This is a genomic window from Butyrivibrio proteoclasticus P6B7, assembly GCF_000622085.1.
GTDB lineage: Bacteria > Bacillota > Clostridia > Lachnospirales > Lachnospiraceae > Butyrivibrio > Butyrivibrio proteoclasticus_A.
Genome location: NZ_JHWL01000031.1, coordinates 21,923 through 46,410, shown reverse-complemented (window position 1 = coordinate 46,410; position 24,488 = coordinate 21,923). Strand labels below are relative to the sequence as shown.

The window sequence follows — 24,488 nt, the reverse complement described above, 5'->3', positions numbered from 1 at the left end:
TAGAAGAGAGGTATTAAATGAAGAAGTTATTTAATATAGAGATGGCGGGTAATTGTAAGAAGCTCTTAGGCGCTTCACTTGTGCTTTCTCTTGCATTCGCAACAACTGTAGGTGCTACAGGCACTACTACAGACTCAATTAAGAGTAGAGGAAATATTGAGTACGATGCCGATAAGGATGGTGAACCAGAGGTATTATTCTATTCAGAAGATCTTACAACAATTTCTACTGGTATCGATTCTTTGAATCAGCAGATCTCAGTATTAAGCTCTAGTTTTGATACTCTTACTGATACTACAAGTCAGTATAAGAGCGATATTATCAGTGGTTTAAACAGTAATGTTTATGCAAAGGCCAATATCCCTGCTGATGCATCATTTACTGATCTTATCAACTACATCAACAATATCCCAGCACCAACAACTGCTGTTGGTAATTTCTATAATGGTGGGGATAACAGCGGTCTTGGAGTAGGCATTTCATCATCAAATCCTACTGCAGATGTTAATGTTGATGGCGTGACTACAATCAATATCGGTGTTAATGAGTCAATTACATTGCCAAGCGGATATTATCCAAATGACATTACTATTCAAAACAACGTAGCAAATAGAGGCTCAAATAACGTGCTACTTTCAACAAACAGCAATTCAGCGACATTGCCAGCTGGCTACTATGACGAGTTCACTGTTTCAACAGATATAAAAAATGCAGGAGGTACGGTGGCGTATTGCCAGCATGTGCACAGTACGGAGAGCGCAGATGAATATGTTGTCCTAGATACAGTTGACCCAACATCAGAAGGTCTTGCTAACAGCTATATCTCACCAGAAGCAACTGGATGTTTTACAACACCATATTACGTAACAGTAGTGGATAGCAGAGAACAACACGGTTCAAGCGATTGCACACAATCGGGAGGAAGCTGGCAAAGAGGGGAGAGACATTACAAATGTAATAAATGTGGTTGGTCTGGAACAGGTGAAAATGGTTCTCATGTATATGAAAAAACACATCAAGAACTGCGAGGTTATACACGTTCATGCGGAAAGACGCAGGGACAGATTGTTAAGGCAATTATCACATATTAAAATGCTCTGCCAATATAAATATGTTATCGCTAAGCATACTGCGTGTAGTATAAAGATGCTCGGGCAATGTGATACTTACAAGTGCAAATAACACCGTAAATCTTCCAGCAGGTTATTATGATGGCTTCACTGCAACTACAGATGTAAAAAATGCCAACGGCACGATCAAATATGTCGTAAAGCATACTCACCAAGGTAACACAAGCGGTGGTGCTTGCTACCAGACACTTGAACGTACCTATCAACAAAGCAGAGGCCATGATTTTGAACCTCAGAATCACTGGCATCAAGGCGCTCAGTACAAGAAATGTAAATATTGTGGTGTAGGTTACTATTCGGGGCTGGTTAGTGCGCCGGGTGGTAGTTGCTCTACATACACAGTTTACGTGTACTCCTTATCATGTCCTTACGAAGAAACAGAAAGAGAGATTGATGATTTATCGGAGATGGTTTCTGGAGACACGCTTGTAAGAGCTATAATCACATATTAAACAAAAGACCAGATAGTGCAAGCTATCTGGTCTTTCTATTATTTGATATTGCAACGATTTGGATTTTTAACAATCTGTGCGCTTGCGTATATTGGCTCGTGGCTCACAAAGTCTGAAATATCTGCAACTGCATCAATATGCTCAGACTCATCAAGCTCTTTTTCTGTAGCTAGAAGCCCAATTCCATCGTAAGTCTCAAAGCCATCATAAGTAAGGTGCATGAGAGTTGGTAAGAATATTCTCTGTGATCCTGTATCATACTCCGTACCATCTTCACTCACTATTATATAATCCTCGAAATTTTCTCGTCCAAGAACATCAAGGCATCTCTCGTAATCTTCCTCGTACTGTTCTGCAAAGCAAGAATTAGTAGCAGGGTCAATTGTATACTGTGTGCGTTCATACTTGTCGTTATTCACATAGTAAATTGAAATCCCCTTCTCATTGAGTGCCTCAAATATTTCAGGAGCAAAACCTTGACATGAAGGGCACCATGATGCGCCAACATAAACATAGCAATCCTCTTTGCCGTAAATGTCTGCAAGATCAGCAAAGGAAATTTCATAAATGCTGAAGTTAGGTTCTGAATCAAAACTTACGTCGTATGCATCGAGAATCTCATATGTTACATCGGGATATGCGTTATTGAAAGCCTCATCCGAACTATTCTCAACAGATACTTCTTCTGTAGATGCATCGGTTACTATACTGACCTCTGCATCAGGCCCATCATAATTTGCATTACCGCAGCCACAAATAAACGCAGCTGATGTCATTGTAAGTAATGTAGTTGATAAAAATCCCTTAATATTCATATGCTAAATTCCTTTCATATACTAAATAAACGCTCGTCTGTTGCCGATGTTGAGGTTTTAACCAAAAACCAAAATACCAAAACCTACCCTGCAGGTTATTACCCTGAACACACTGTATCGACAGACATTGCTCAATTGTCAGGGCAGCTTGAGTATGTTCTATATCATCAACACACGGGAGGTAGTGGTGGCGGTGGATGCTACACAGTTTCCCATCAAGGTAGCAGCACAGTAGCTAAATGCCATGATGAGCCTAATGGTGAAGATACTGATGGTATCCCTGGTAACGAATGGCATTCCGTATGTGATTACCACACGGAGCATTACACATATTACACACTTGGTTGCGGCATGACACCTGATACATACGTTAGAACTACTACTGATTGGGATTCAATCACAGCTAACGAAAGAATATATCAGGCAATTATTACATACTAACGCTCGTTAATTCAAAACGCTATCATGAATCAAGCGCAGGTCAATTTCCCAGATGGTTATTATCCATCTGAATGGTTAAATGAGTTATACAACCAAGCAAGACTAACCACAACGGCTTCGGGATTTGCTGGAGCTGAAGTTGTATACCATTTAGTACACGAACACATTGACGGTGATGGGGTTGTTCACCAATCAGAAACCGACCACGTCGCCAATGAGGGCGGTTGCTACACAGTAAAGGGTACTTTCCAAAGCTATGAGCAGACTGGAACAGGCTCTAGGTCACAGTGTGTACATATGAAAAGTACTAGCTGTAGTGGTGATCTGAAGGGTGTATATGTTGGTGGTGGTGGATGCTCTAAGTGTGATAAGTGGGAAAATGTATCATACCCAATTTATGGCTATGTAACACGTGAATGCTACTATATCGGATGCAACCACACATGGCATGATGATGAGGGTTCAACGACTGACTATTCAAGCATTCAGCCATATCAAGCTATTAAAAGTGTTGATGTAATACTTATTCAGTAAGTAATGATTGCTTGAAAAATCCTCTCATTGTCAGCGACATCTGTATAATCTGTAGTTTCGCGGATGTAATCATCCTCGGACATGCCGCAGCTTAATGTGTATGTGTAATATGTATATGGTTCATCATGCACATCGCAATGCTGAGCATTATAATACTCAGAAGCATTACAAGTACCATCTGATTGTCTAAAACGGCATTCACGAACTGTTGTACAGTTACTTCTTACTGTTCTTGTTCCTGAGTGTTGAACTGCTGTGTAACAGCTACCCTGTTCGCTAGTATGTCTATGGTAAAGTACATATTTAATGCTTCCAGATGTCTGAGTTGATATGTCAGTTGTCACTGTATGCTCAGGATAATAACCAGCTGGATATGTTTTTGATTTCTGATCTGAAGTTAATACCTCCACGTCCGATGTAGACGAGCGTTTAAATACAATACAAACAAAAAAGACCAGATTACACAAGGAATCTAGTCTTTTTTTTGCTAGTAAGTAATCTCAACTTTTACAAGTCTTTCATTAGCTGTAAGATTCATAGCTTCATTAAAATCTGTTGTAGTCCTCACAATCTCGCCATCTTCATGCCCGCAATCTATACCATAATCGGTAACGGTATAAGAACTACACGGACGGTTTGGAGGGCCACCATAACTGGGATAGTAACCTAATCCACAATTAGAGCATTTAAAATATTGGCGGTTTTGATCGAAATGATTTGTCCCCTCATAATGATGGCTCATCTGTACGGTATGTGAGCCCACAACCTTTGTGTAGCACCCACCTCCAGATGAACTGCCTGTATGTTTATGCCCGATAAAGTATGTTACCTCTCCGCTTTTCAACGTAGATACATCAGAAGTTACCTCTACTCCCTCGTAATAACCAGATGGCAACGAATATGATGAAGAGGATTTTGTGAGCGCTAATATTTCTGAGCGTTTATTTGATATTTAGAGAGGTATTTGGTATATTTTAGATAGATTATTTTATATTTTAAGTTTGTTAGTAACCACCATTACTAGCGCCTTTGCTTAACATTTACACTTGGGGCAATGCCATAGGTTATTAGCTTTAGGTGGGCAAAGGTTTTAAGAGAATACAGGTTATGCCTGAAAATAACTTATCAGTTATCAAGTAGGGCAAGGCTAACCTTCCCTATTTAGATATAAATCAATATAAGGAAGGAGGAAAGCCTATGAGCGGAGATTTTACTATGGAAATTGTAAAAGCAAGGCTAAACGCTGATCTTTTAGCACCTATAATAAGCATCCCTGTTTCTTTATCTGGGAAAGATGTCGATGTTATTATCACTGAGGCGAATAGTAGCATAGTTGACGGGTTGTATGGCGTTGCATCGGATTGCAAAATGTCGTTAGATGAGATCCGCGACGAAAGGCTACAGGACAAATGAAATTGCTAATTGACACTAACGTCGTCTTGGATTTTCTCGAAAAACGTGCAGGCGGTGAGGCTGCAAAAGAATTGTTTAAGCTGGCAGAGAACGATGCGCAATATGAATGTGTTTCAAGTTCGTCAGTAACGGACATTCTTTATGTTGTGACTAAGGCGATGATTTGTACTAACAGGCAGAAAGAGACAGTGGAGCAACTTTCAAAAAGTGAGGTTGAGGTGCTTGCACGGGAGAGCGTTGAGAGGTTGTTGTCTATATTGCATATACTAACAGTATCAGAGGATTCAATTAAAGATGCATTCGCGTTGAAGTGGCGCGACACAGAGGATGCCCTTCAATATGTTGTTGCTAAAGAAAACAATATAGATGTAATAATCACTAATAATAGGAGCGATTTCGAAGCAAGTGATATACCACTAATGACTGCTCAAGAGTTTCTTGGGACGCTCAAAACAATTTAACAGGTATTCCTATGCAAAAAGAGAGACGGCTTAATTAAGCGGTCTCTCTTTTATTACGTTTTTCTTCTAGGTATTTAAGTAGGTTAATAGGCAATTTCTACTTTTACGATCTGCCCTTTAGTGTATCCACATGCGCATCCATAATAAGCAAATATGCCATTCTCAGGGTTTGTATCATAAGTGGGTTTGTTGCAGTTGCTACAGCTAGCCCATCCACTGTGTCCATTCACACAAAGGTCTCGGCCACAATGGTTGCAATTACCGTGGTAATCATCCTGTGTCTTGCCATTTGGACGTGTATATGAGTATCTGGCATTACATTGAGCTCCATAATTCGTCACATGCTTATAATATGCCACGGAGTAACAGCCACTTGGTTCGTCAGCGTGGTAATCATCGTCAAGACCATCTGTTGTGACGGCAGCAGAATCTGTAGCAATAGACTCTGTAGGCGAGGTAAGGCTGTGTACATGGTGGAAGTATGTTACCGTACCACCGGCTGAGGTAACATCATTGGTTATGGTTACGCCATCATAGTATCCACTTGGCATAGTTACCGATCCCGTTTGTGCCAGTATAATAGTATCCGAGCGTTTTAATTAGATATTAGTAGGTAATTGTTGCTGACAATATTTGACCTTCCGAATAACCACATTTTAATATGCGTTCATTATGACTCTGACCAGGTTGTCTGTAAGGTTCTCCATCCTTTCGGTAAGCAACAATTCCACAATTACTACAATGTTCAACATGTGTGCCTTTTGCTCCTGCTGTGTGGTGAATTGTACCACTGCATACGCTATAACAGGAGTCTGTATGATAATGTCTTTCGTATGAGATTGACCCTTTTATTGTTGATATGTCTGTTGTTACGTCAAATTCATCGTAGTACCCTGCGTCAAAGTGCATAGAGTTACTTGCTGTAGTCAACAGTACATCTGTGGAGCTTTTATTTTTCATTAACGAAGGCGATATTTTGGCGTATATTAATTACTACAGAATAATCCCTCATAGGCATAATAGTTTCGCTTAAAGCGGCGTTTATATGCTACATAGTGTACTTCTTTTAAGTTGTAGGTGAAGTTGCAGTTTGCAGTATGGAGGTATCTATTATGGCTATGGGTAATGAGCTGTCAATGTTTGATAAGGTCTCGGCAGAGACTAAGAATAATACTCAGAAAGATGAGAGGATCATCTTATACTGTCGGATCAGTAATCCGTCACAAAATATCGAAAGGCAGGTGAGGAACCTTAAGGAGAGGTTTCCGACAGGAGTAGTCGTAAAAGAAACATACACGGGAACAAGGCTTGATAGACCTAAGTGGGAGTCTGTTATGCGGTTGGTAAGGCAGAAGAAGGTTGACACTATAGTATTTGACTCAGTGTCCAGAATGTCACGCGACAAAGAAGAGGGGAGTAAGCTCTATCTTGACTTGTATCGTAGGGGAATTTCTCTCATATTCTTGAAGGAAGGGCGTAAGCACTCAATCATGAGTACCACATAAAGAAGAAACCGCCATTTTACTGGCGATTTCATAGATTTGCACTTTGATAATAAAATTAAGATTTTTTCTTCGGGAGATGGAACTGCTTTTGGATGTTCTTAGACCATGGAAGAAGATCCTGGATGTATTTTCGGTCGGGGATATAGTCTTCGCCTAACAGCTTCTTTTGCCTGGCTTCTTCACGAAGATGTTTGGACATCTCTGCAATCAGGAATTCAAAGTAGTCATACAGTCTGAGTTCGTTGGCCTTTGCGGTTTCAATAAGACTGTAGATGATTGCACTGGCGGACGCTCCTTTAGGGGAATACATTGTTACCCAGTTCTTGCGGCCAAGAGTGAATGGTCTTATTGCCTGCTCTGCACGGTTATTGTCCATGGGGACATTTCCGTCGCATAGAAAGACGCGAAGATGCTCTTCCTGGTTTATGCAGTAGTTCAGACCTCTGGCAGTAGCACTTCCGGCAGGAAGTGTGATGACAACCTTTTTTGCCCACTCAAAGAAGTCGTCAACTTTAGGTTTGAGAACCTGTTGGCGCTGTTTTTCTCGGGCTCGTTTGCTGAGATCATCCCACTGGTTATCGATATGGAACATCTCCGATATTTTCTTGGATGCCTTGACGGCTATGGCACTGACTGCTTTTTCAGAGCCAACAGCCTTGACAATCTCGGCGAACTTTCTTTTCGCGTGGATCCAACATCCCGCCACTTTCAGGTCGTTTCGCCGCCGGTCAAGAGAATCGTAACCGGAGAAACCATCCGTGACAAGTGTCCCCGAATAGCCCTGTAAGAATTCATCGGCATGGCTGCTATTTCTTGTACGCTGGAAGTCATATATGACCACCGGATACTTGCTGTCGCATTTGCCATTGCGATATACCCACATGTAATTGACGTCACCATCCTCTGGATGATCCTTCATTATCACTCTAAAGGGAGTCTCGTCTACATGTATTACTCTGGAGTCATAAAGGTAGTTATGGAGCTCATCACATATGGGAGCCAGATGTCTTTCGGAAACATTTATCATCCAGTTGGCAAGAGTATTGACTTCAAGGTTAACTCCGTTTTCCTTGTAGCACTTGGACTGGCGCTCAAGAGGAAGATGATTTACATATTTTCCATTGATAAGCGCAGCTATAAGAGATGGAGTGGCAATGCAGTCACGCATTACATCAGCTGGACGCTCAGCTCTTGCTATTGTTCCATCATTGTTCTTGGAAACGTAGACATGGACATGATGTTCGTCTACAAGGAATGTCTGGGGGATTATTGATAAACGCTTGTATGTCTCGAATGGAAGCTCCTTGTAGCCGTTAGGAAACTTCTCGTCAAGCTCTTCTTTGGTGAGAGTATGTTCGAAAATGCGCGCAGGAAGACCTTCCAGATCATGCTCGCGCTTCTGATTGGACTTTTTACGTGTATGTGAAGATACTATGATTTCTGAGACTTCCGGTTCCGGTGAATCGTCACTGTAAACCTCGGGCTCATTGAAGACTTCAAAGAGATTAAGCTGATTAGGATCTATCTGATCAGCACGTTCAGTCTTCCTGCCAAAAGAACGCTGATTCATAAGGGCAACCTGTTCTGTAAGGAGTTCAAGTTGTCCACTTATGGAATTAAGCTGGCTCTGAAGTGAACCGATAATAGCGATGAGAACCTGCTTGTTCATCTTATTCAGTTCTTCTGTTGATAACTGAGTAAAATCTTTCATCTGATACCTCGTTTGTTGCTTCTATTTTACCATAGGTGCAGTAACCATGCGAATCTGCGGGCGTTGAGGAGTGGGCATAATGCCTATTAATTATTCTTCATGTAAGCCCCAATGGCAAAGGATGACTATGAGTGTCAGAGAAAAAGAAAAAGCCTGCAGAAGGCCATATATTCCCTGTAGATGACAGCTATGAAGGAATTATGAAGCTCAGCAGGCAAGTGGAAGATGGCTGTAATAGCCGAAGAAAATTTCTATGTTTTGCACAAAGGTTTATGCAGTTTTTTCAGGATGGACGACTCTTATTCCTGGATCGATGCTGTAGCCATCTTTAAGAAGACGGAACTGTTCGGGTGAAAGTCTTCTTGCTTCCTGTGAATTGCGTGGCCATGAGAAACGTCCATCTTCGACTCTTTTTGTGAAGAGTAGGAATCCATCACCTTCCCAAACAAGACCTTTTATCTTGTTTGATCTGTGACCGCAGAAAAGGAACATGGATCCTGGAACAAAAAGAGAGATGTGGTATCTGCTTTCAATGATCGCAGCAAGGGAATCCATACCGAGGCGCATGTCAGTGTAGCCACAGACAACATAGATGGCAGCAAATGAACTGAAATCTGCATCCTTAAACATGACGCACCGCCTTAATGATGCTTACAATGGCATCGTCAGAAGCGGATGGCCCGATGTTGATCTGTATATCCCCAAAAGAAACAGATAATGGGGATGCGCTAATACACGAATTGCGCGAATCGAGCGAATTGGGTGTTTGCATACAAAGTGGAGCGGGAAGCGGCTGTTCTGGGATTATAGGTTGCTGTAAGGGAACAATTTCAGGAAGGGAAACACTTTTCATGGCTTCCTCTTTTAGAAGGTGCTTCCAGTAGTTATAAGCATGGATGGAATAACCTTCCTGGCTGCACCACTGTTTGACGTTGAGACCGCTATCGGACTGCTCTTTGATAAGGGCGGCCCATTTGGCCATTTTGGCATGGTGAATCTTTTGCTTTGTGTTCATGAGATGAACCTCCTTTAGTTGATATGACGAATTGTGCGAATCGCGCAACACGACAATAGTAGCTGAAGAAATCATCTCATAAACGTGGTAGTATTATAAGGTACTCACGGTTGAGTGCTTACGGAAGGGCATATCAATACTGAGGTATATCGCAATGCTCTAAAACAAAAGATAGATATAGACCTTAATCTTGATGATCTTGCGACAACGCAGCTGATGGAGGGTATTTTTAAGTCCCTTAATGGGTTCTTTGAGGCGTTGGCTACGAGGCAGATTGAACTTGCTTTTGAACAATCGGAAAAAGAGGTGCGGGATCTCCAAGAGCGCACACGGGAAGGTTTGTTATCGGCAAGACTACGAGGGGTTCGGCTAGGCAGGGCCAAGGGAACGAAAATAGAGACTAAGAAAGCAATTAGGTGTAAGAAGATCATCAGAAAACGCTTCACTGCATTCGGGGGCGACCTGAATGCAGCAGATACTATAAGGTTGTGCGGAGGTATAGCCCGTAGCACCTTTTATCGATATGTGAATCTGATGCTTGAATCAGACGCGGCTGATAAGTAGGCAATGGTGTAGTGTTTGAACGGTACGTTGGTATAGTATCTGGGCGCTTTAAACGATTCTTCCTATGAGGGACGGGGTATCAGAAAGTGTTCTAAATCCTTATTTAATACAGCTCTTTGCGGCGTTTTTGCGTCATTTTGTTATTGCAGTACTTTTCATATATGTATAAAATTAGTATGTCTTTTATTAGCATTTTTCGTATTAGTGAATATCATCACTATGTTCCAACCAAACCCTCATGCCGAGGTCAACACAATATAACAAGGAGAAAATTATAAAGTTCGCACGCAGTAAGTACAAAAGGTTTCTTTTGTACTTTTTTGTTTGCCAGCTTTTTAATATATAAACTATTAATTTTTATTTATAACAAGGAGGAAATATCTATGTACGGAGTAAGTACACAGAATGGTTCTTTTGGTAGAACCAATGCAAACACAAAAGTTATGGGAGCTTATTATACAAGACTTGAAGAGATGCACTCTGCAAAGAGTCTTTTCAAATTCCCAGAAGGGAAGGAAGTATGTGTATTAGAGCCTTCCATAGGAGATGGAAGTGCTGTTAAGGCTATCACTGACAGAGCAAACAACGAGAATGTAAAGATTTTCGGTGTTGAGCTTAATGACAATGTAGCACAGCAGACAAAGAAGGATCCGCTTATCGAGGACTGCCTTAGCGCAGACTTCACAAATGGAGTTGTAATCAAAAACAATGCCTTTTCATTCGTTTTCGGAAATCCGCCATATATGGACGATGATGATACTGACGATGGTAAGAGAGGCAGACTTGAGAGAACATTCCTTGAAAGAGTAACGGGTTCATACCTTAAAAAAGATGGTATTTTAGTATGGGTTATTCCTTATTCAAGGTTTATGGAACATGCTACCATCAAGTACATGATAGGACACTATGAGACTCTTCATGTGTGGAAATTCAGAGGTTCTGAGTATGAGAAATGGCATCAGGTACTCATTGTTGCCAGAAAGACTGGTACAAAGATTGCACTTGCTGATCAGATCACTGCATACCATGAAAAGTATGTTGACGAGACAAAGATACCTGAACTTCCACTTACATTTGAGGGAACTGATTTATACCAGAGCGTAGAGGTTTATCCATCAGAATCTTCTGAGATAACCCTGTTTGCTACAAAGGAATTTCATCCTCTGATGGCATTTCAGTTTCTTGCAACAAAGGCAGATCTTGAAGATTACAAGAAACTTGCCGGTAAGAGAGCTACTCAGGAGAACTATGCATCAAGCGACCTTGGAAAGCCACCTATCCCTCTTAAGAAGGATAGTGAGTATCTGATGATTACATCAGGTGTGGGTCAAGGTTATGCAGGTACTAGAGGTAAAGACCTTCATCTTCAAAGAGGCGTTGCTGAGATTGTTGCGGAGACCGAATATAATAGCGGTAATCCTGACAATGCGAATGACAACGGAACTATCACTGAAACAACTAGAGCCAAGGTGACAATGACTACCATTGAGACCGATGGAACTATTACAGTGTTAGAGTAAATGTAACTAATTCAATTTGATACTCCAATTTAAGATTGGAGTCCACAGTAGTGGGTTTTATTTTTTTTGAAGCCCACGTATGGTGGGCTTCTTTTTTATTTTTAGGAGGAAAAATGGATTACAATATAAGAAAAAACGTTAATGTAGGTATTTATAATGCTTATGGTGTTTCTGCACTTGTTGATACAAATACAGGCTTTAGACCACTTATTGCACTTTCATTTATTGAAAGGTCAAAGGTTTTGTCAAAGGCTATTGTAGCAAGTATCAACTCTGGTGAGAGTATCACTATCAATCATACGATCCGTTCTTCATCAAGAGAGCAGGAGTATTACACTATCTATAAGAAGGTTACTAACGGTAGGGATAGCTTTAATCTCGTTACTGTCCTTAACAAGGCTATAGGTACACGATATCTTCTGACAGATGCTGAGCATAAGTATGAGGATATGTTTAACTTCCTTATGATCAATTACAAGCTTCCACTTCTTCGTGAGTGGATTCCTGAGATTGAGAATCAGCTCCTTAATTTCCACGACATCCGTTACTGTAATGGTTACGGTTCAGCATGGGAATGCAGAGTTGAAGGGGAAGTGCTTGAACTTCCTGGCATTGTGCTTCATGGTAAGAATGTGCGCGTTAATGATGTTATCGCTATTGATTTTAATGGTCTTAACGATGCGACATTAAAAGATTGCGTATCTGATCTTATCAAGCGCGGTGTTATCAAGGTCAGTGATGAGCCTTCTGAGAAGCTCGTTATCGAGTCGCTTGATGGCTATATCCAGAATTATGGACCATCACTTGTAAGAAACCTTGAGGAGAGTATAGAGACTTTATCACCTCTTAATGGTGAACTTGACGGCTTTGCTGCCAAGACAAAGAGACTTTACCCTCAGCAGGCTGCTTGCGTAAACGGAATCATTGCTCTTAAAAAAGCTGGTTCTAAGTACGGACTTATGGTTGAGGGCATGGGCTGTGGTAAGACGCTTCAGGGCGCAGCCGTAGCAGATGCATATTTCAATCAGAAGTGGCTTGAAAATCATAAGGGTAAGAGCCTTAAAGACCTCTATATGAGTAAGGATCAGCCTAAGTATAGAAATGTGCTTATGGCTCCTTCACACTTAGTATCTAAGTGGAAAGATGAGATCCTTTCTGAGATTCCAGGTTCTACAGTTACAATCATTGATGATTTTGAACAGCTCATCAAACTTCGTGCAGAAGGCAAGGAAAGAAAAGGAAGAGAGTGGTATCTTATCTCAAAGGACTTCTGTAAACTTGGAAGTCAGCTTTCGCCTATCCCTACAAACGTAGCAAAGATGGTTCCAAAGGCATTTGTATGTCAGGACTGTCTTGAAGAGGCTGAAAAGCCAGCTACTATTTATAAGGAACCAGGAAAGTCAAAATGTAGTCGTTGTGGTGGCAGAAACTTTAGACAGGTTGAATTGTATGAGTTTGGAGAGCAGACAGGTCTTGTTTGCCCTAAGTGTGGCGGTCTTTTGATGCGCCCAGCAGCAAATTATTTTAAGAAGGAGAAAGAAGAGGCTACAAAGCTTATTCTTACCCCTGCTGATTTTGCTTCTCATACATCAACTAATGACACTTGTATGAACTGCGGTGAACACTTGTGGGGTGTCGATTGCAAACCTATAGGTGTCTCACAGGAGAAAGACGCTGCAAGACGTAAGTGGTATAAGGTTTCACACTACAAAAACTTCCAGAAAAAGGGAAGAACAACAGCATTTGTGCTTAAAGGTCACGAAAGTGATTATCTTGCTGGCAAGATTCAAGAGGATATGCGAAAGTCTCCTGTTGAGTATGGCCCAAGAAGATATGCTCCATCACTATATATTAAGAAGTATCTCAAAGGATTCTTTGATTTTACTATCTTAGATGAGGCACATAAGTATGAGGCTGGTGGTTCTGCTCAGTCAATCGCAGCTCACGCTCTTATGCTTGCAAGTTCATTTACACTTTGTCTTACTGGTACAATCAGTAATGGTAAGGCAGATTCATTCTTCTATCTTCTTTATATGCTTGATCCAAGACGTATGAAGAAAAAGGGTTATGATTATAACGGTGTTATGGATTTTGCTCGTCAGTATGGTTGTGTTGAGACTGTATATGAGGCAAAGAGCAGAAGATACGGCTATGGAAATGATGATGAGGATGAGTTCAGGTCAATGTCTAAGGGTAGAGTTATCAAATCCCCTAGGATCAAGCCTGGTATCTCACCACTTCTCTTTACTGATTTCTTACTTGATAAGGCAGTATTTCTTGATCTTTCAGATCTTTCAAGTTATTTACCAAAACTTAAGGAGGAAGTTGTTCTGACCGAAGAGCCAGACAATGTTAAGGCTAGTTATAGCAGAGTAATTGATAATCTTAAGACTGCAAGCAAAGAAAAGGGAGGCAGAGCGCTTCTTTCTACAATGCTTCAGTTTGGACTTTCATATCCTGATAAGCCTTATGGCTACAATCCTATCATGCATCCACTCTTTGCGGATACGCTTGTCACCAATGTACCATCACATGATGAGTATGTTTCTGACAACATGTCTACTCTTCTTCCTAAGGAAGAAAAGCTTATTGAGATCGTGCAGGATGAGATTGCTCAGGACAGAAACTGCTTTATCTACTGTGCTTATACTGGTAATGAAGAAATGAACATTACAGGCAGACTTCAGACACTTGTCGAAGAGAAGTGTAATCTTAAGGGTCAGGTACTTGTAATGAATTCTACATCACCGGTTGCTACAAAGCGTGAAGAGTTCATCAGACAGAAAGCGTCAGAGGGTATAAAGGTATTTATCTGTAATATGAAGCTGGTTGAAACGGGACTTGATTTCTGTTTCAAGTATAACGGCGCGCATTACAACTACCCAACTATTATCTTCTATCAGCTTACTTATGAGCTTGCAGTTATGTGGCAGGCATCACGTAGACACTATAGACTTAACCAGACAGAAGAGTGTCATACTTACTACATGGCTACTGAAGGTACACTTCAGCAGCTTGCGATTCAGATCATGGCAGAAAAGCAGGTTGCTGCATCTGCTATTCAGGGTAAGTTCTCAGCAGATGGTCTTACATCAATGGCTAAGGGTATTGATCCAAGACTTAAGATGGCACAGATGCTTGCTGAGGGTGATAGTGGCAAGGACAGAAAGTCTCTTGAGAACATGTTTGATGTTATGAATGCATCCAACAATAGTTCTGATGATAATTATGTCGATTATATCCCACCTAAGACCTTCTATGAGGTAATGGACGGTGCTGAGATGTATGAAGAGCATAAGACTGATTCTGTTACACCTATTATCACTAGTGTCACAACTGTTATTGGTGCAACTACTAAGAAGTCTGCTCCAAAAACAAAATCAGCTAAGACTAAGAGTGCTGGCAAGAAAAAAGTTACTACGGCTAAAAAGGTTACTGATACCACCATCAAGGTTGTTGACAGTGCTTCAACTAGTCAGATGCCAGTATTTGATATCTTTGGTGACTTTGAGCCTGTTGTTTATAACGATGAGCTTACAGATTTTGTTTCTAAAAAGCCTAAAAAGGCAAAGGCAATTAGCGGTCAGGTGTCTATTTTTGACCTTGCAGCTTAAGTCTTTTATAAAAACTACTATTAACTAAAAGGGAGGTTGCTATAACTAAGCAACTTCCCTTATTTTCATTTATAACAAGGAGATTATATTAATATGAAGTATATTTTTGATTCTAAGGAAGTTTCTAACATTTGTTCACTTATTGCAACTGTAAAGGAAAAGGACACTAAGGTAATGCTTGTTCTTGGTTCAAGAGATCTTGGAGCAAACATTCTTGGTGGAGTAAGAGTTACTACTGATGTTGAGCAGATTCAGTATCAGATGCAGGTTAAGAAGCCAGAGGGATGGAACGGCGAGGCTGAGACATTTATTGTTAATGCTGACAAGTTCAATACTATCTGTGGTGCTATCGCTTCTTACAATGAGGATATCTACTTTGAGAAGGATAACACAATGCTTATTATCGGCGTTGAGGGTAAAGTAAAGACTCCAATCGAGCTTGAGGCTGATGCTCCTCAGGGATTTTCTGATAATGAGATGCTTTTTAACATTATGACTTCAGGAGCTGCTCTTACAAATCTTATTCATAAGGGACTTGCTTTCACATCACCTGACAATGGTAGGACAGCTAATGCTATCTTAAATCTCAGACGTTCTGAGGGTATTGTTAAGGGCTATTCTACAGATGGATTTATCATTGGAATGGCAGAGGAAGAGGCTAAGTTCTTAACTAGCGAGAGCTGTAACGAGCGCACTAAGGCACTTGTTGATAAGATGGAGGCTTCTCTTGATGCTTATTGTACTGAGTCAAAGCAGAATAAGGATAACTTTAATGTTTTGCTCCCATCAAAGGCTGTCAAGAACCTTGAGTCTATCATTAAGGGTCAGAAGGGCGTTGCTATCGCTGTTGACAAGAGTAAGGTTTTATTCCAGATTGAAAACAAGGTTATTTATACTGTTGTTCAGGGTAAAACATTAGGTGTTAATCCAGAAATGATTGAGCAGTATTTAAAGGCTCCTGCCAACGTTCTTATTGGTTGCGATGGTGCACAGCTTGTTAAGGCTGTTGATTTTGTAAATACAATCAACGGACTTAATGCGAAGCCAGGATGCACTCAGGTAATCATCAATGAAGATGGCTCTAGCTTTAAGCTTGTTGCGGGTGCAGCGGATCAGATCGAGTCTGTAGTCAAGACTACTGCTTTTAATGGTGCGGTTGATACTAAGATGAGTGTCGATGGCACTAAGTTTAAGGCTGGTATCAATGCTCTTTCTAAGGGCAATGTTGTTATCGCTTCATGCGGTCATATTGTGGCTTTATTCAATGGTACTCTTGAAGAGACAGATGCTAAGAATGTTATTGGTGTATGTCAGGTTGTAGCACAGCCAGATACAGACGATGAGTCCGAGGCTTCTGAGGAGTAATTTACTTCTATAACAGGATAAAAAGATTGGCTTTATAGCTACAATTCTTTTTGAGCGCATTTATTTGCGCTCTTTTTTATGCCTAAAAATATTTTGGGTATAAAAGAGAGTACAAGTTTATGCTTTTGCTTTCTAAATAGAGCCTATAAGGAGGTTTTGATTTGGATTTTTGCATCGATGGAAAAAAATTAACAAAAAAACCCAAAAAGGGTATTGCTATAAATAAACACTTTCATCGAAACTACACTATGGTAAAGGTATTTTGGAAGGAGGAATCACATAATGCCACAGTTTTTTAGAGGCAAATTTCACGGTTGGCTTTCAGAAAGTCCAGCTAACGATGGGGTTGCTTTTCATCAGCTATATAACGGTACAGTAATGTTCGGTCAGGTGTTGACTGTCTTTGTTATTCTAATAGCTATTTTTGCTGGCCTTATATATATGCAGGTTCATTTTGGTTCCTTATTCCTAAATAAGGATAAGAAGGAACGCAACGAGACAAAGAGAAAGCTCACAACACACGTTGTTCTATTTGTTCTTGTTATGGCTACGACTTTCATCGTGGCGCAGTGGATAAAAGTTTTTGCTTGGTAAATCTAAAAATTTACATAGATTTAAAAAAATATGGAGGTTATATTATGTCACTACTTGGAATGAAGCTCATGGCAGCAATGCCAACAGCAGCAACAAGAATGCTCTGCACAGCAGGTGTTGATTTTGACGCTATTATCAATAGTTCAGGATCAGCAGACACATCTGCTCTTGATGGTCTTGTAGAAAAGACAGAGGGCGTTGGCTGGTCTGTAAACAGACTTGTTGTTACTGTAATCATCATTCTCTTTGTAGTTGGTGGCGTAGTTGCAGCTGGTAAGCTCTTCTTCATGTCACCTCAGGAGAGACAGGATGCTAAGACTTCAATGATCTGGAAGGCTGTTGCTGTTGTAGGCGTTGCTGCTGTACCAGCACTTATCCTTCTTCTTACAGGTGTCGGACAGAACCTGTTTGGCTAATAAAAACATATATCCCCAAGCTTAATGCTTGGGGAGGCTGTTTTTGATTAATGGAGATTGTGAAATGAATTTCTTGATTAATAATTTTGCTTTATTGGACCCTATAAGTCCTGCAAAAATTTTGGATCCTAACTATATACAGACTGGTAATAGAGATTTGGATATGGCAACAGGTATTATCCCTGTTGAATATATATTGGAGCTGATCGGATATATTTCTGGCACAGTTCTTATAATTGTAACTCTTGTTTCGCTTATGTTTTTAAATTATCCAAGATATGTTTCTGATGCAAAGCAGAAGGTTTCTTTTTACCTGATTTCTATTGGATATATTTCAGCTTATGCATTCATAGGCGACTTAATTATGAAACTAACACTGGATGCTTTTTTCTTTTCCGGTTGATAGATAGAGATGTTGAGAGGATGGTGTGATTATGGCAATTGGTACATATGATATTCCTAGAGAGCTTAAAGATGAGGATAAGTGGTTTAAGTTCTTTACTAAGACACAGCTTTTTATTTTTGGAATAGGGCTTTTGATTGCTGCTTTTTTCGCTTTTATATTTGTTCCTATGGGGCTTATACCTGTTGCGGTAGTTATTGCAGTTATTTCCCTTTCAATTGCAGGGGTGTTGGCATTTTTCCCAATGCCTAATTCAAAGTATTTATACGGTGGCGGTTATCCGCTTTACATTATTGTTTTAAGGCTTATTACTAAGATTTTTGGCAAGAAGAAATTGTACTTGAAAAATTATGATTCAGAGGAGAACGACTGATGAACGTTGTAAATTCCATTAGTAACTACGGAATGCTTATCATCTTTACACTGATTGTACTTGGCATTTGTGCAGCTGGGGCATACTTATATTTTGTAAAGATCAAAAAGGTTAATTCCGCTGAAGAGAACGTAAACTATTCAAACTTCATAAGGACTGATGTTAATGAATTTGTCAAGTTTGATGATATTATTCAGTGCAAGGGTCAAGACAAAATGGGTATGATCGCTATTGGAAATAACACATTCATTGGCGGTATTGAGATAAACGGATATAACTTTGGCGCGGCATCAGCATCTGACAGAGAACGTACTATGCATAACGCTATAGCATTCTTTAATACTATTGAGAGTCCTATTCAGATGTGCCAGAACGTTCAGAATATCGATATTTCCCAGAATATTGAGGATATGAGGGAGCGTGCACGAGAACTCGAGATTAAGGTTATCAATGTTCAGGCTGATATTAAGATTGCGGTAGAAAATATGAAGCGTTTTGCAGCCAATGATGAACTGTTTTTAAAAGAGGAAAAGCGAGTAAAAAAGCTTGTTCACACAATGAGTTCACTTGAGTGGCAGCTTTCTGAGGCGAAAGAAATGGTTCATTATATGGAGTATGTTTCAGATGCTTCATTTAACACAAAGAGGACAAATCAGCTTATTTTCTCTTATACATACAATCCTGATGAGGATTTGGAGGAACTTTCTGATGAGGAGATTCTTTTAAGAGCGGAGGCTGAACTTAAGAATCTCGCGAGCATTTATGGTGGTTCTCTTGAGAACACTGGTTGCACATGGAAAATTATTACTGCGGATGGATTCACAGATTTGTTGCGTAGACATTTCCATCCAATTACTTCTGATGAGGTGAGGCTTGATGATCTTCTCAATTCTTCTTATAAGTCACTATATGTTACTACTGATTCGATAGAAGAGATTGCTAGGGAGAAACGTGGCGAGATAGAGTTTGAGAGAGAAATGATGGAACTTGAGGAGAGGCTTCGAGAAGAAGAAGAGGCTGCAAATAGAAAGCATGCTAAAGTGGTCGAGGAAGTCGGTCGGGTTGCAGAGGCTGCTGTATAAGGAGTGTAACTATGACAGAGTTATATGAGTTTTTGGTTCAGTTTTCAGATTATATAGGGTTGATAAGAACTGCAATTGTATTTGTTGTTCTTGGTATTGTTGCCGTAGTTGTTGCCAATGCTCTTCGTCATTTGCGTCAGCAGATGGACGAGCAGAGGGTTGAGAAGCTTCGCGATGATAATCTTAAAAATATTGATTATGACACCCTTGATAGACGTGAGAAGGCGACTACTCTTAGAAATGTGATTTCTGCAGATTCTATTGATGTAGGCCCCAATAGTTATATGGTTGTGTCAGACGGTGGTCAGAATGTCTATATCAGATCATTCACTATCACCTCAATTCCTAGAAGAGCTAAGTTTGCAAATACTTTTGCACCACTTATGAACTTCCAGAATTGTGAATCTTCTATATTTATTAAGCCTATTGCAGAGGACGAGATGCTCCGTAAGTACAACAAGCATATCAATGTACTTGTTGGTGAGTCTTATGAGGCCGAGAAGAATTCCAATGTCAATCGTGTACGTGACATTTCAGGCCAGATTCAGGATGCTAACGATTTCGCGGCGCAGATTGAAAGCGGTGAGAATAAGTTCTTCTCTGTAGGATTTTTGTTTACACTTCATGCTACAGATATTAAGGAACTTAATAAGCTTACCCAGGAGTTCCATTCAAAGGCACTTGAGAGAAATATCAATATTTCATGTTGTTATGGTGTGCAGGCAGAGGCTTTTGCTAATAATGCGCCATTCAATAAGCTTGTAAAGGTTGATTCAAGCACTATTAAGTCGGATGCTGTTAAGTTCTTCAATTTTGATAAGTATTCTGTATCTGCGCTTTACAATTACACACAGTCATCATTCTCTCATAAGAAGGGCGTTCCTCTTGGAAGGGATATGTTTACAGCAATGCCTATCATTTATGATTCATTCGATGGATCACATGATGGTTATACTATCGTTGTTGCTGGTAAGACTGGTACAGGTAAGTCAGCTCTTGTAAAAATGATGGTTTGTAGACAGGTGCTTATGGGCTATCATTTTGTTTCAATTGACTTTAAGCAGAGAAAGGGTACATCCGAGGGTGAGTATGCTTCTCTTGCTACTTTATGTGATGGCGTTAACTTCCAGATTTCTAACATGTCTAGTGATGTAATGAATATTTTTGATATCTCAGAGACTACAAGATATGTTAAGGATTCAGCTGATATTAGGCATGAGGTTAGAAGTTTGGATCTTACTGACAAGATCACCATGGTCACAAATATTATTTTAAAGCTAGTTGCTGGTGATGATGATCAGAACGTTACTACTTCGCTCACAGAGAACAAGTATTTAGAGAATATTGTTATAGAAAACCTTAAGGCGCTTTATAAGTCATTTGGCTTTATTGATGGTGATGCTGATTCTCTGTATACAACACTTGGCAGTGCTAACGCATCAGATAGTGCGATTTTGAGTGATGGTAGGGTCCTCAAGAAGATTCCTACTATGACTGACTTTTATAAGCAGCTCCTTATTTCAAGAAGAGATAATAGGGATGCCAACATGGGTGATGCTTATAACATCCTGATTATGTCTTTAGCAAACTATGTTAAAGAGCTGTATTACTCCGAGAGAACATGCAGATTCTTCACTGCAGAGCAGTTCAAGGCTCTTCCATATAGTGAGTCAATTAAGTGCCGAGAGTATAAGAATGAGATGAATGTTAAGGAGGCAGTAAAAGAGGTACGAGGCATCAGGGCGTATTTCGACGGTCAGAGTTCTGTACGTATTAATAAGGATTGTCCTTTTACCAATATCGATATTTCTCTTCTGTCAGATTCAGAGAAGAAACTTGTTCAGCAGATTGCTCTCGAATTTGTAAATGAGAACTTTATTAAGAAAAATTCACTTTCTCTTGATGCTAATTCCAAGATGCAGGTAATTGTGGATGAGGCTCATGAGATGTTTAAGAACCAGTATGATAGAGCTGTGCTTAATGCGGTGTCAAGAACTGCTCGTTCTCGTAACGTATCACTTATGCTGATCTCTCAGACAGTTAGCGAATATGCTAGATTCCCTGAGACTCAGGATATTTTAAAGCAGGCTACTACAAAGTTTATTTTGAAACAGGATGCGCAGGATAGAGATTTCCTTATTGATAACATTAATCTGACTCCTGCACAGGCAAGTCTTATTGTTGATACGCTTGGTGGTAATCCAGACGATGAGTCTGATTCTAATAGGCACCGAGGCGAGGTATGTATTGTAGATAATAAGACAGTTGCGTTTTGTAAGGTTGATTATCGTAAAGAAACTGAGCAGCTTGCGGTTGCTACAGATGCGAAAGGAATTGAAGAGGCATTTGCTAAGATGTCTGCTTAAAGGACGAGATTATGCCAAAGGATTTACGTAAAAAATTACAGATAGTTGATAGGGTATCTACTTTTCTAGCGCTAATACTTACTATTGTTGCCTTTTCTATGCCAGGTAGTACGGCAAGTGCTGATGGTTATGAGGATTGGTCTTGGATTGCCGGCACTACTGCTGATGGGGCTTTAGAGTCTGGGCTTGATCTTGGTGAGACTTCGAATGAGACAAGCACAGGTGACGATAGTGAGTCAAATAAGGAGCCTAGCACTATTGAAAAAATGCTTTCTGGATTAGTGGCTTCTCTTGGTACGCAGGTTTCGAGAACACTTAATGCTGTTTCTGGTGTGCCTATGACCATTACTTCTATTATTATGGGAAAGATTGCTACTGGTGGTAACTCTTTCTTTACTTTCGATTTAACTGATGGAAATGTGTATGGTGGTATTGGTGCGTATTTGTACGTCACGCTTCAACAGTTGGCCCTTACTTTTGTGTTTGCTGTTTCGCTTTTTTCAGTAGTTAAAGCAATGTGGAAGGGTGATTCTAAGGCAGGTCAGTTTTTAAAGGATAATATTGTAGCCTTTGCTGGAGCCATGATTCTCCTCTTTATAATGCCTAACATTATTGATGCTGTATGCATTATAAGGGATAACTTATCTATTGTAATGTATAACACATTGACAGGACTTGCTCCAAATTTGAATTTTGCAAATGGTATTGAGGCAGGATATAAGGACTTATACGAGACCACTCCGAACATGGTAAATGCAGTTGCATATGCGTTAGTGTGTTTCTTACCTCTTACATATGTCTTTTCCTATATTAAGATTGCAATCATGCAGCTGATCTTATTTGGACTTTTCCCAATGTTTGTTTTTGCGGGATTTTTGGATAATAAGCAGTCAATCGGTCAGTGGTGCGTTACATTCTTTACGAACTGTTTTGTTCCAGTCATTGATATTGCACTTATGCTTTTGCCTTCGATATTGCTGTCAGCAATGAGCGAGGCGGCTGGTGATACTAGTAATTTTGAGGGCAGTTTTGTTCAAGGCTTGATCATGTGGATTATGTTCCAGGCTATTGTCCCTACACGTAATCAGATACTATCAATGCTTGGTAATAGGTTTGGCATATCTAATGGCAAAGGTCTTATTGGACTCGCAGCTGGTGTCGCTGGAGCAGCTAAGGGTGCTATTACAGGCGCTATGGCTATGGCTGGTGGCATTAAGTCTGGCATTGATAAGCATAATCAGCATAAGGCTGAGAAGAATGCTGAGAGAGAAAAGGGTAGTGAGGAAAAGCGTGCAGCTGATGGTATCTCTAAGAAACTTGGTGAATTGGATGCTCCTAAATCAGGTAATGGTAGTTCAAAGGCTGATTCAGAGGATTCAAAGGCAAAAGGTTCACAGCCGACAATAAACGATGAGATACCAGGGCGTAATGAGTCAGAAGGAAACGCTCAGCAAATGGGTAGTGTTGCTTCTGATATGCAGGCAGCTGGTATTGAGCCAAATCCTGATAAGGACGCGAAGCTTTTGGGCGATCTCGATGGCGGGGTGGCTGCTTCAACAAATAGCAATACTTCAATAGATGCAGATATCAGTGCTGGCACACCAGATATAGGCGATGTTCCAAGTGGTACCGAGCCTGTATCTAATGATGTTAATGATGCGATTGCTGACTCTATTGTTACAGCTAAAGACATTACTAATGCAAATAAACAGTACGATGCTAAAGCTGAGGATCAGAGTTCTGATGTATTGGATGCACATGCAGTTATTTCCAATAGTGCTAATGGCGATGAATTTAACAATGCTAGCCGTTACGCTAATCTTAAAACTATGGATAACATGAATGCCAAGATATCGGGCATTAATGACGAAAACGCTAAGCTTGGAGCATTAAACGTACAGGATAAAGCGCAGCTTCGTAGTCAAGAGAAGGAATTAAAGAGTCTAGAGAGCGGCGCATGGACAAAAGTGCCAGATGGCCGTCAGAGGATGCAAGACTTAAAGAGCAGTAATGAGCAACTTCGCAGTAACATTGAAAGCAGGAATGGGAAGATTGCTAATAACAATGCAAGCAAAGCCGTCTTAAATAGTGAAGTCGCAAAACGTGCTACTTTTGAAAAGCAGTATGCTGGCGCAAAACAAGAGGAGGCGTTCAGCAATGCTACTTCTTTCAGACAGAAACTTGTTGCAGACAAATACGCTGATATTGTAAATAAGCCAGTTAGTGGAGGTGCGTTGTCTGCTTCACAAAGAGCCGAGCAGGTACGTGCGGCGGATTACAGAAGCATGAAGGCGAGACTTGCATCTGGTACTCTTGCAAGTGCAGAAAAAGCAACTGTCATGGTAGGCGCAGCTGTAGGAATGATGGCATCTGTAGGTGCAACATCGGAACAAGAATATTTCAAGGGCGCTGATAGTTCGGCAGGTAAGATCTACCATGCTGCAAAAGATTACGTTCAGTCTGGACAGGCTGAAGCTACAGCGGAAAAGTTTGTCGATGACGTGGCTAGCGCTGGCAAGGGCGCTGCCGCAGTTGGCAAGGCAGTTGGCAAGGGTGCTGTCGCTGCTGGCAAGGCAGTTGATAGTGCTAGTAGCAAGGCATTGAATTTTGCAAAGAATAAGGGCATGAACTTAGGAACTGTACGCAAATAATAATATTTTAAATGGCAGGGTGAGATATTTACTCATCTTGCCATTTGTTTTGTAAAACCACTT

Annotated in this window: 23 protein-coding genes; 17 read left to right on the top strand and 6 right to left on the bottom strand. The window is 40.4% G+C overall.

Translation table 11 applies throughout. From position 1 onward, the window contains the following. The first annotated feature begins 17 nt into the window (after nt 1-17). Together T541_RS0114500 and T541_RS0114495 are read left to right on the top strand one after the other, a co-directional pair. On the top strand, nt 18-1,091 hold the full coding sequence (locus tag T541_RS0114500) for a hypothetical protein (RefSeq protein WP_026653384.1): 1,074 nt from the start codon (nt 18-20) through the stop codon (nt 1,089-1,091). A gap of 68 nt (nt 1,092-1,159) precedes the next feature. After that, nucleotides 1,160-1,582, top strand: coding sequence for a hypothetical protein (locus T541_RS0114495; protein WP_026653383.1), 423 nt, complete (start codon nt 1,160-1,162; stop codon nt 1,580-1,582). Nucleotides 1,583-1,620: 38 nt separating this feature from the next. Here T541_RS0114495 and T541_RS0114490 read toward each other — a convergent pair whose 3' ends face one another. Further along, the gene (locus T541_RS0114490) at nt 1,621-2,397 is read right to left on the bottom strand and encodes a hypothetical protein (RefSeq protein ID WP_026653382.1); all 777 of its coding nucleotides are present in this window, start codon (nt 2,395-2,397) and stop codon (nt 1,621-1,623) included. A 135-nt stretch (nt 2,398-2,532) separates the two neighbouring features. Here T541_RS0114490 and T541_RS21465 point away from each other — a divergent pair, with 135 nt between their 5' ends. Further along, nucleotides 2,533-2,838 carry a hypothetical protein gene (locus T541_RS21465; protein WP_155839539.1) on the top strand — a complete coding sequence of 102 codons (306 nt, stop codon included), beginning with the start codon at nt 2,533-2,535 and terminating at the stop codon, nt 2,836-2,838. A gap of 297 nt (nt 2,839-3,135) precedes the next feature. Beyond that, complete coding sequence (locus T541_RS21460) at nt 3,136-3,372, top strand: hypothetical protein (protein ID WP_155839538.1); 237 nt, start codon at nt 3,136-3,138, stop codon at nt 3,370-3,372. On the opposite strand, the gene T541_RS0114480 is transcribed toward T541_RS21460, so the two are convergent. After that, nucleotides 3,366-3,716: a hypothetical protein gene (locus T541_RS0114480; protein WP_026653380.1), complete on the bottom strand. Its 351-nt coding sequence runs from the start codon at nt 3,714-3,716 to the stop codon at nt 3,366-3,368. The two genes, T541_RS21460 and T541_RS0114480, sit on opposite strands and share 7 nt — an antisense overlap. An 853-nt stretch (nt 3,717-4,569) precedes the next feature. Between T541_RS0114480 and T541_RS0114475 the strand changes: the two genes are divergently transcribed. Together T541_RS0114475 and T541_RS0114470 are read left to right on the top strand one after the other, a co-directional pair. Next, a complete protein-coding gene (locus tag T541_RS0114475; RefSeq protein ID WP_026653379.1) occupies nt 4,570-4,785 on the top strand; it encodes a hypothetical protein in 216 nt (71 codons plus the stop codon). Beyond that, a complete protein-coding gene (locus T541_RS0114470; RefSeq protein ID WP_026653378.1) occupies nt 4,782-5,246 on the top strand; it encodes a type II toxin-antitoxin system VapC family toxin in 465 nt (154 codons plus the stop codon). The genes T541_RS0114475 and T541_RS0114470 overlap by 4 nt, the downstream gene beginning before the upstream one ends. Nucleotides 5,247-5,329: 83 nt before the next feature. Here the strand turns inward: T541_RS0114470 and T541_RS20840 are convergent, their stop codons facing one another. Continuing rightward, nucleotides 5,330-5,797 carry a hypothetical protein gene (locus T541_RS20840; protein ID WP_026653377.1) on the bottom strand — a complete coding sequence of 156 codons (468 nt, stop codon included), beginning with the start codon at nt 5,795-5,797 and terminating at the stop codon, nt 5,330-5,332. 561 nt (nt 5,798-6,358) lie between these two features. On the opposite strand from T541_RS20840, the gene T541_RS19790 reads away from it, so the two are divergent. Next, nucleotides 6,359-6,751: a recombinase family protein gene (locus T541_RS19790; protein ID WP_051538277.1), complete on the top strand. Its 393-nt coding sequence runs from the start codon at nt 6,359-6,361 to the stop codon at nt 6,749-6,751. Nucleotides 6,752-6,806: 55 nt separating this feature from the next. Here the strand turns inward: T541_RS19790 and tnpC are convergent, their stop codons facing one another. The 3 genes from tnpC to tnpA all read right to left on the bottom strand — a co-directional run bounded on the left by tnpC (nt 6,807) and on the right by tnpA (nt 9,477). Further along, nucleotides 6,807-8,462 carry an IS66 family transposase gene (tnpC, locus tag T541_RS0114455; RefSeq protein WP_026653376.1) on the bottom strand — a complete coding sequence of 552 codons (1,656 nt, stop codon included), beginning with the start codon at nt 8,460-8,462 and terminating at the stop codon, nt 6,807-6,809. Between the two features lie 270 nt (nt 8,463-8,732). Beyond that, nucleotides 8,733-9,092, bottom strand: a complete 360-nt coding sequence (gene tnpB, locus T541_RS0114450) for an IS66 family insertion sequence element accessory protein TnpB (protein ID WP_026653375.1) — start codon at nt 9,090-9,092, stop codon at nt 8,733-8,735. Then, the gene (gene tnpA / locus T541_RS19785; RefSeq protein ID WP_034467372.1) at nt 9,085-9,477 is read right to left on the bottom strand and encodes an IS66 family insertion sequence element accessory protein TnpA; all 393 of its coding nucleotides are present in this window, start codon (nt 9,475-9,477) and stop codon (nt 9,085-9,087) included. Before tnpA ends, tnpB begins: the two co-directional genes overlap by 8 nt. A gap of 947 nt (nt 9,478-10,424) precedes the next feature. On the opposite strand from tnpA, the gene T541_RS0114435 reads away from it, so the two are divergent. From T541_RS0114435 to T541_RS0114385, 10 genes are all read left to right on the top strand, one after another. After that, nucleotides 10,425-11,561 carry a DUF6094 domain-containing protein gene (locus T541_RS0114435; protein ID WP_026653374.1) on the top strand — a complete coding sequence of 379 codons (1,137 nt, stop codon included), beginning with the start codon at nt 10,425-10,427 and terminating at the stop codon, nt 11,559-11,561. A 113-nt stretch (nt 11,562-11,674) separates the two neighbouring features. After that, on the top strand, nt 11,675-15,175 hold the full coding sequence (locus tag T541_RS0114430; protein ID WP_026653373.1) for a DEAD/DEAH box helicase: 3,501 nt from the start codon (nt 11,675-11,677) through the stop codon (nt 15,173-15,175). 93 nt (nt 15,176-15,268) lie between these two features. Further along, nucleotides 15,269-16,540: a hypothetical protein gene (locus tag T541_RS0114425; RefSeq protein WP_026653372.1), complete on the top strand. Its 1,272-nt coding sequence runs from the start codon at nt 15,269-15,271 to the stop codon at nt 16,538-16,540. A 282-nt stretch (nt 16,541-16,822) separates the two neighbouring features. After that, nucleotides 16,823-17,134, top strand: coding sequence for a hypothetical protein (locus tag T541_RS0114415; RefSeq protein ID WP_026653371.1), 312 nt, complete (start codon nt 16,823-16,825; stop codon nt 17,132-17,134). Nucleotides 17,135-17,178: 44 nt separating this feature from the next. Next, entirely contained in the window at nt 17,179-17,550 is a 372-nt protein-coding gene (locus T541_RS0114410) for a hypothetical protein (RefSeq protein WP_026653370.1), read from the top strand. Between the two features lie 43 nt (nt 17,551-17,593). Continuing rightward, nucleotides 17,594-17,953 carry a hypothetical protein gene (locus tag T541_RS0114405; protein WP_155839537.1) on the top strand — a complete coding sequence of 120 codons (360 nt, stop codon included), beginning with the start codon at nt 17,594-17,596 and terminating at the stop codon, nt 17,951-17,953. A 31-nt stretch (nt 17,954-17,984) separates the two neighbouring features. Further along, complete coding sequence (locus T541_RS0114400; RefSeq protein ID WP_026653368.1) at nt 17,985-18,326, top strand: PrgI family protein; 342 nt, start codon at nt 17,985-17,987, stop codon at nt 18,324-18,326. Continuing rightward, entirely contained in the window at nt 18,326-19,408 is a 1,083-nt protein-coding gene (locus T541_RS0114395; protein ID WP_026653367.1) for a hypothetical protein, read from the top strand. Before T541_RS0114400 ends, T541_RS0114395 begins: the two co-directional genes overlap by 1 nt. Before the next feature lie 11 nt (nt 19,409-19,419). After that, nucleotides 19,420-21,774 carry a VirB4 family type IV secretion system protein gene (locus tag T541_RS0114390; RefSeq protein ID WP_026653366.1) on the top strand — a complete coding sequence of 785 codons (2,355 nt, stop codon included), beginning with the start codon at nt 19,420-19,422 and terminating at the stop codon, nt 21,772-21,774. Between the two features lie 11 nt (nt 21,775-21,785). Next, nucleotides 21,786-24,425 carry a hypothetical protein gene (locus T541_RS0114385; RefSeq protein ID WP_026653365.1) on the top strand — a complete coding sequence of 880 codons (2,640 nt, stop codon included), beginning with the start codon at nt 21,786-21,788 and terminating at the stop codon, nt 24,423-24,425. Nucleotides 24,426-24,488: the final 63 nt, after the last annotated feature.

What these genes read in the sequence shown, in the direction of transcription:
- T541_RS21460 (WP_155839538.1), top strand. Translation starts at nt 3,136, where the DNA reads ATGAAAAGTACTAGCTGTAGTGGTGATCTGAAGGGTGTATATGTTGGT.
- tnpC (WP_026653376.1), bottom strand. Translation starts at nt 8,462, where the DNA reads ATGAAAGATTTTACTCAGTTATCAACAGAAGAACTGAATAAGATGAAC.
- T541_RS0114395 (WP_026653367.1), top strand. Translation starts at nt 18,326, where the DNA reads ATGAACGTTGTAAATTCCATTAGTAACTACGGAATGCTTATCATCTTT.
- T541_RS0114415 (WP_026653371.1), top strand. Translation starts at nt 16,823, where the DNA reads ATGCCACAGTTTTTTAGAGGCAAATTTCACGGTTGGCTTTCAGAAAGT.
- T541_RS0114475 (WP_026653379.1), top strand. Translation starts at nt 4,570, where the DNA reads ATGAGCGGAGATTTTACTATGGAAATTGTAAAAGCAAGGCTAAACGCT.
- T541_RS20840 (WP_026653377.1), bottom strand. Translation starts at nt 5,797, where the DNA reads ATGCCAAGTGGATACTATGATGGCGTAACCATAACCAATGATGTTACC.
- T541_RS0114490 (WP_026653382.1), bottom strand. Translation starts at nt 2,397, where the DNA reads ATGAATATTAAGGGATTTTTATCAACTACATTACTTACAATGACATCA.
- T541_RS0114500 (WP_026653384.1), top strand. Translation starts at nt 18, where the DNA reads ATGAAGAAGTTATTTAATATAGAGATGGCGGGTAATTGTAAGAAGCTC.
- T541_RS0114430 (WP_026653373.1), top strand. Translation starts at nt 11,675, where the DNA reads ATGGATTACAATATAAGAAAAAACGTTAATGTAGGTATTTATAATGCT.
- T541_RS0114435 (WP_026653374.1), top strand. Translation starts at nt 10,425, where the DNA reads ATGTACGGAGTAAGTACACAGAATGGTTCTTTTGGTAGAACCAATGCA.
- T541_RS0114425 (WP_026653372.1), top strand. Translation starts at nt 15,269, where the DNA reads ATGAAGTATATTTTTGATTCTAAGGAAGTTTCTAACATTTGTTCACTT.
- T541_RS0114400 (WP_026653368.1), top strand. Translation starts at nt 17,985, where the DNA reads ATGGCAATTGGTACATATGATATTCCTAGAGAGCTTAAAGATGAGGAT.
- T541_RS0114385 (WP_026653365.1), top strand. Translation starts at nt 21,786, where the DNA reads ATGCCAAAGGATTTACGTAAAAAATTACAGATAGTTGATAGGGTATCT.
- T541_RS0114390 (WP_026653366.1), top strand. Translation starts at nt 19,420, where the DNA reads ATGACAGAGTTATATGAGTTTTTGGTTCAGTTTTCAGATTATATAGGG.
- T541_RS19790 (WP_051538277.1), top strand. Translation starts at nt 6,359, where the DNA reads ATGGCTATGGGTAATGAGCTGTCAATGTTTGATAAGGTCTCGGCAGAG.
- T541_RS0114470 (WP_026653378.1), top strand. Translation starts at nt 4,782, where the DNA reads ATGAAATTGCTAATTGACACTAACGTCGTCTTGGATTTTCTCGAAAAA.
- T541_RS0114410 (WP_026653370.1), top strand. Translation starts at nt 17,179, where the DNA reads ATGTCACTACTTGGAATGAAGCTCATGGCAGCAATGCCAACAGCAGCA.
- tnpA (WP_034467372.1), bottom strand. Translation starts at nt 9,477, where the DNA reads ATGAACACAAAGCAAAAGATTCACCATGCCAAAATGGCCAAATGGGCC.
- tnpB (WP_026653375.1), bottom strand. Translation starts at nt 9,092, where the DNA reads ATGTTTAAGGATGCAGATTTCAGTTCATTTGCTGCCATCTATGTTGTC.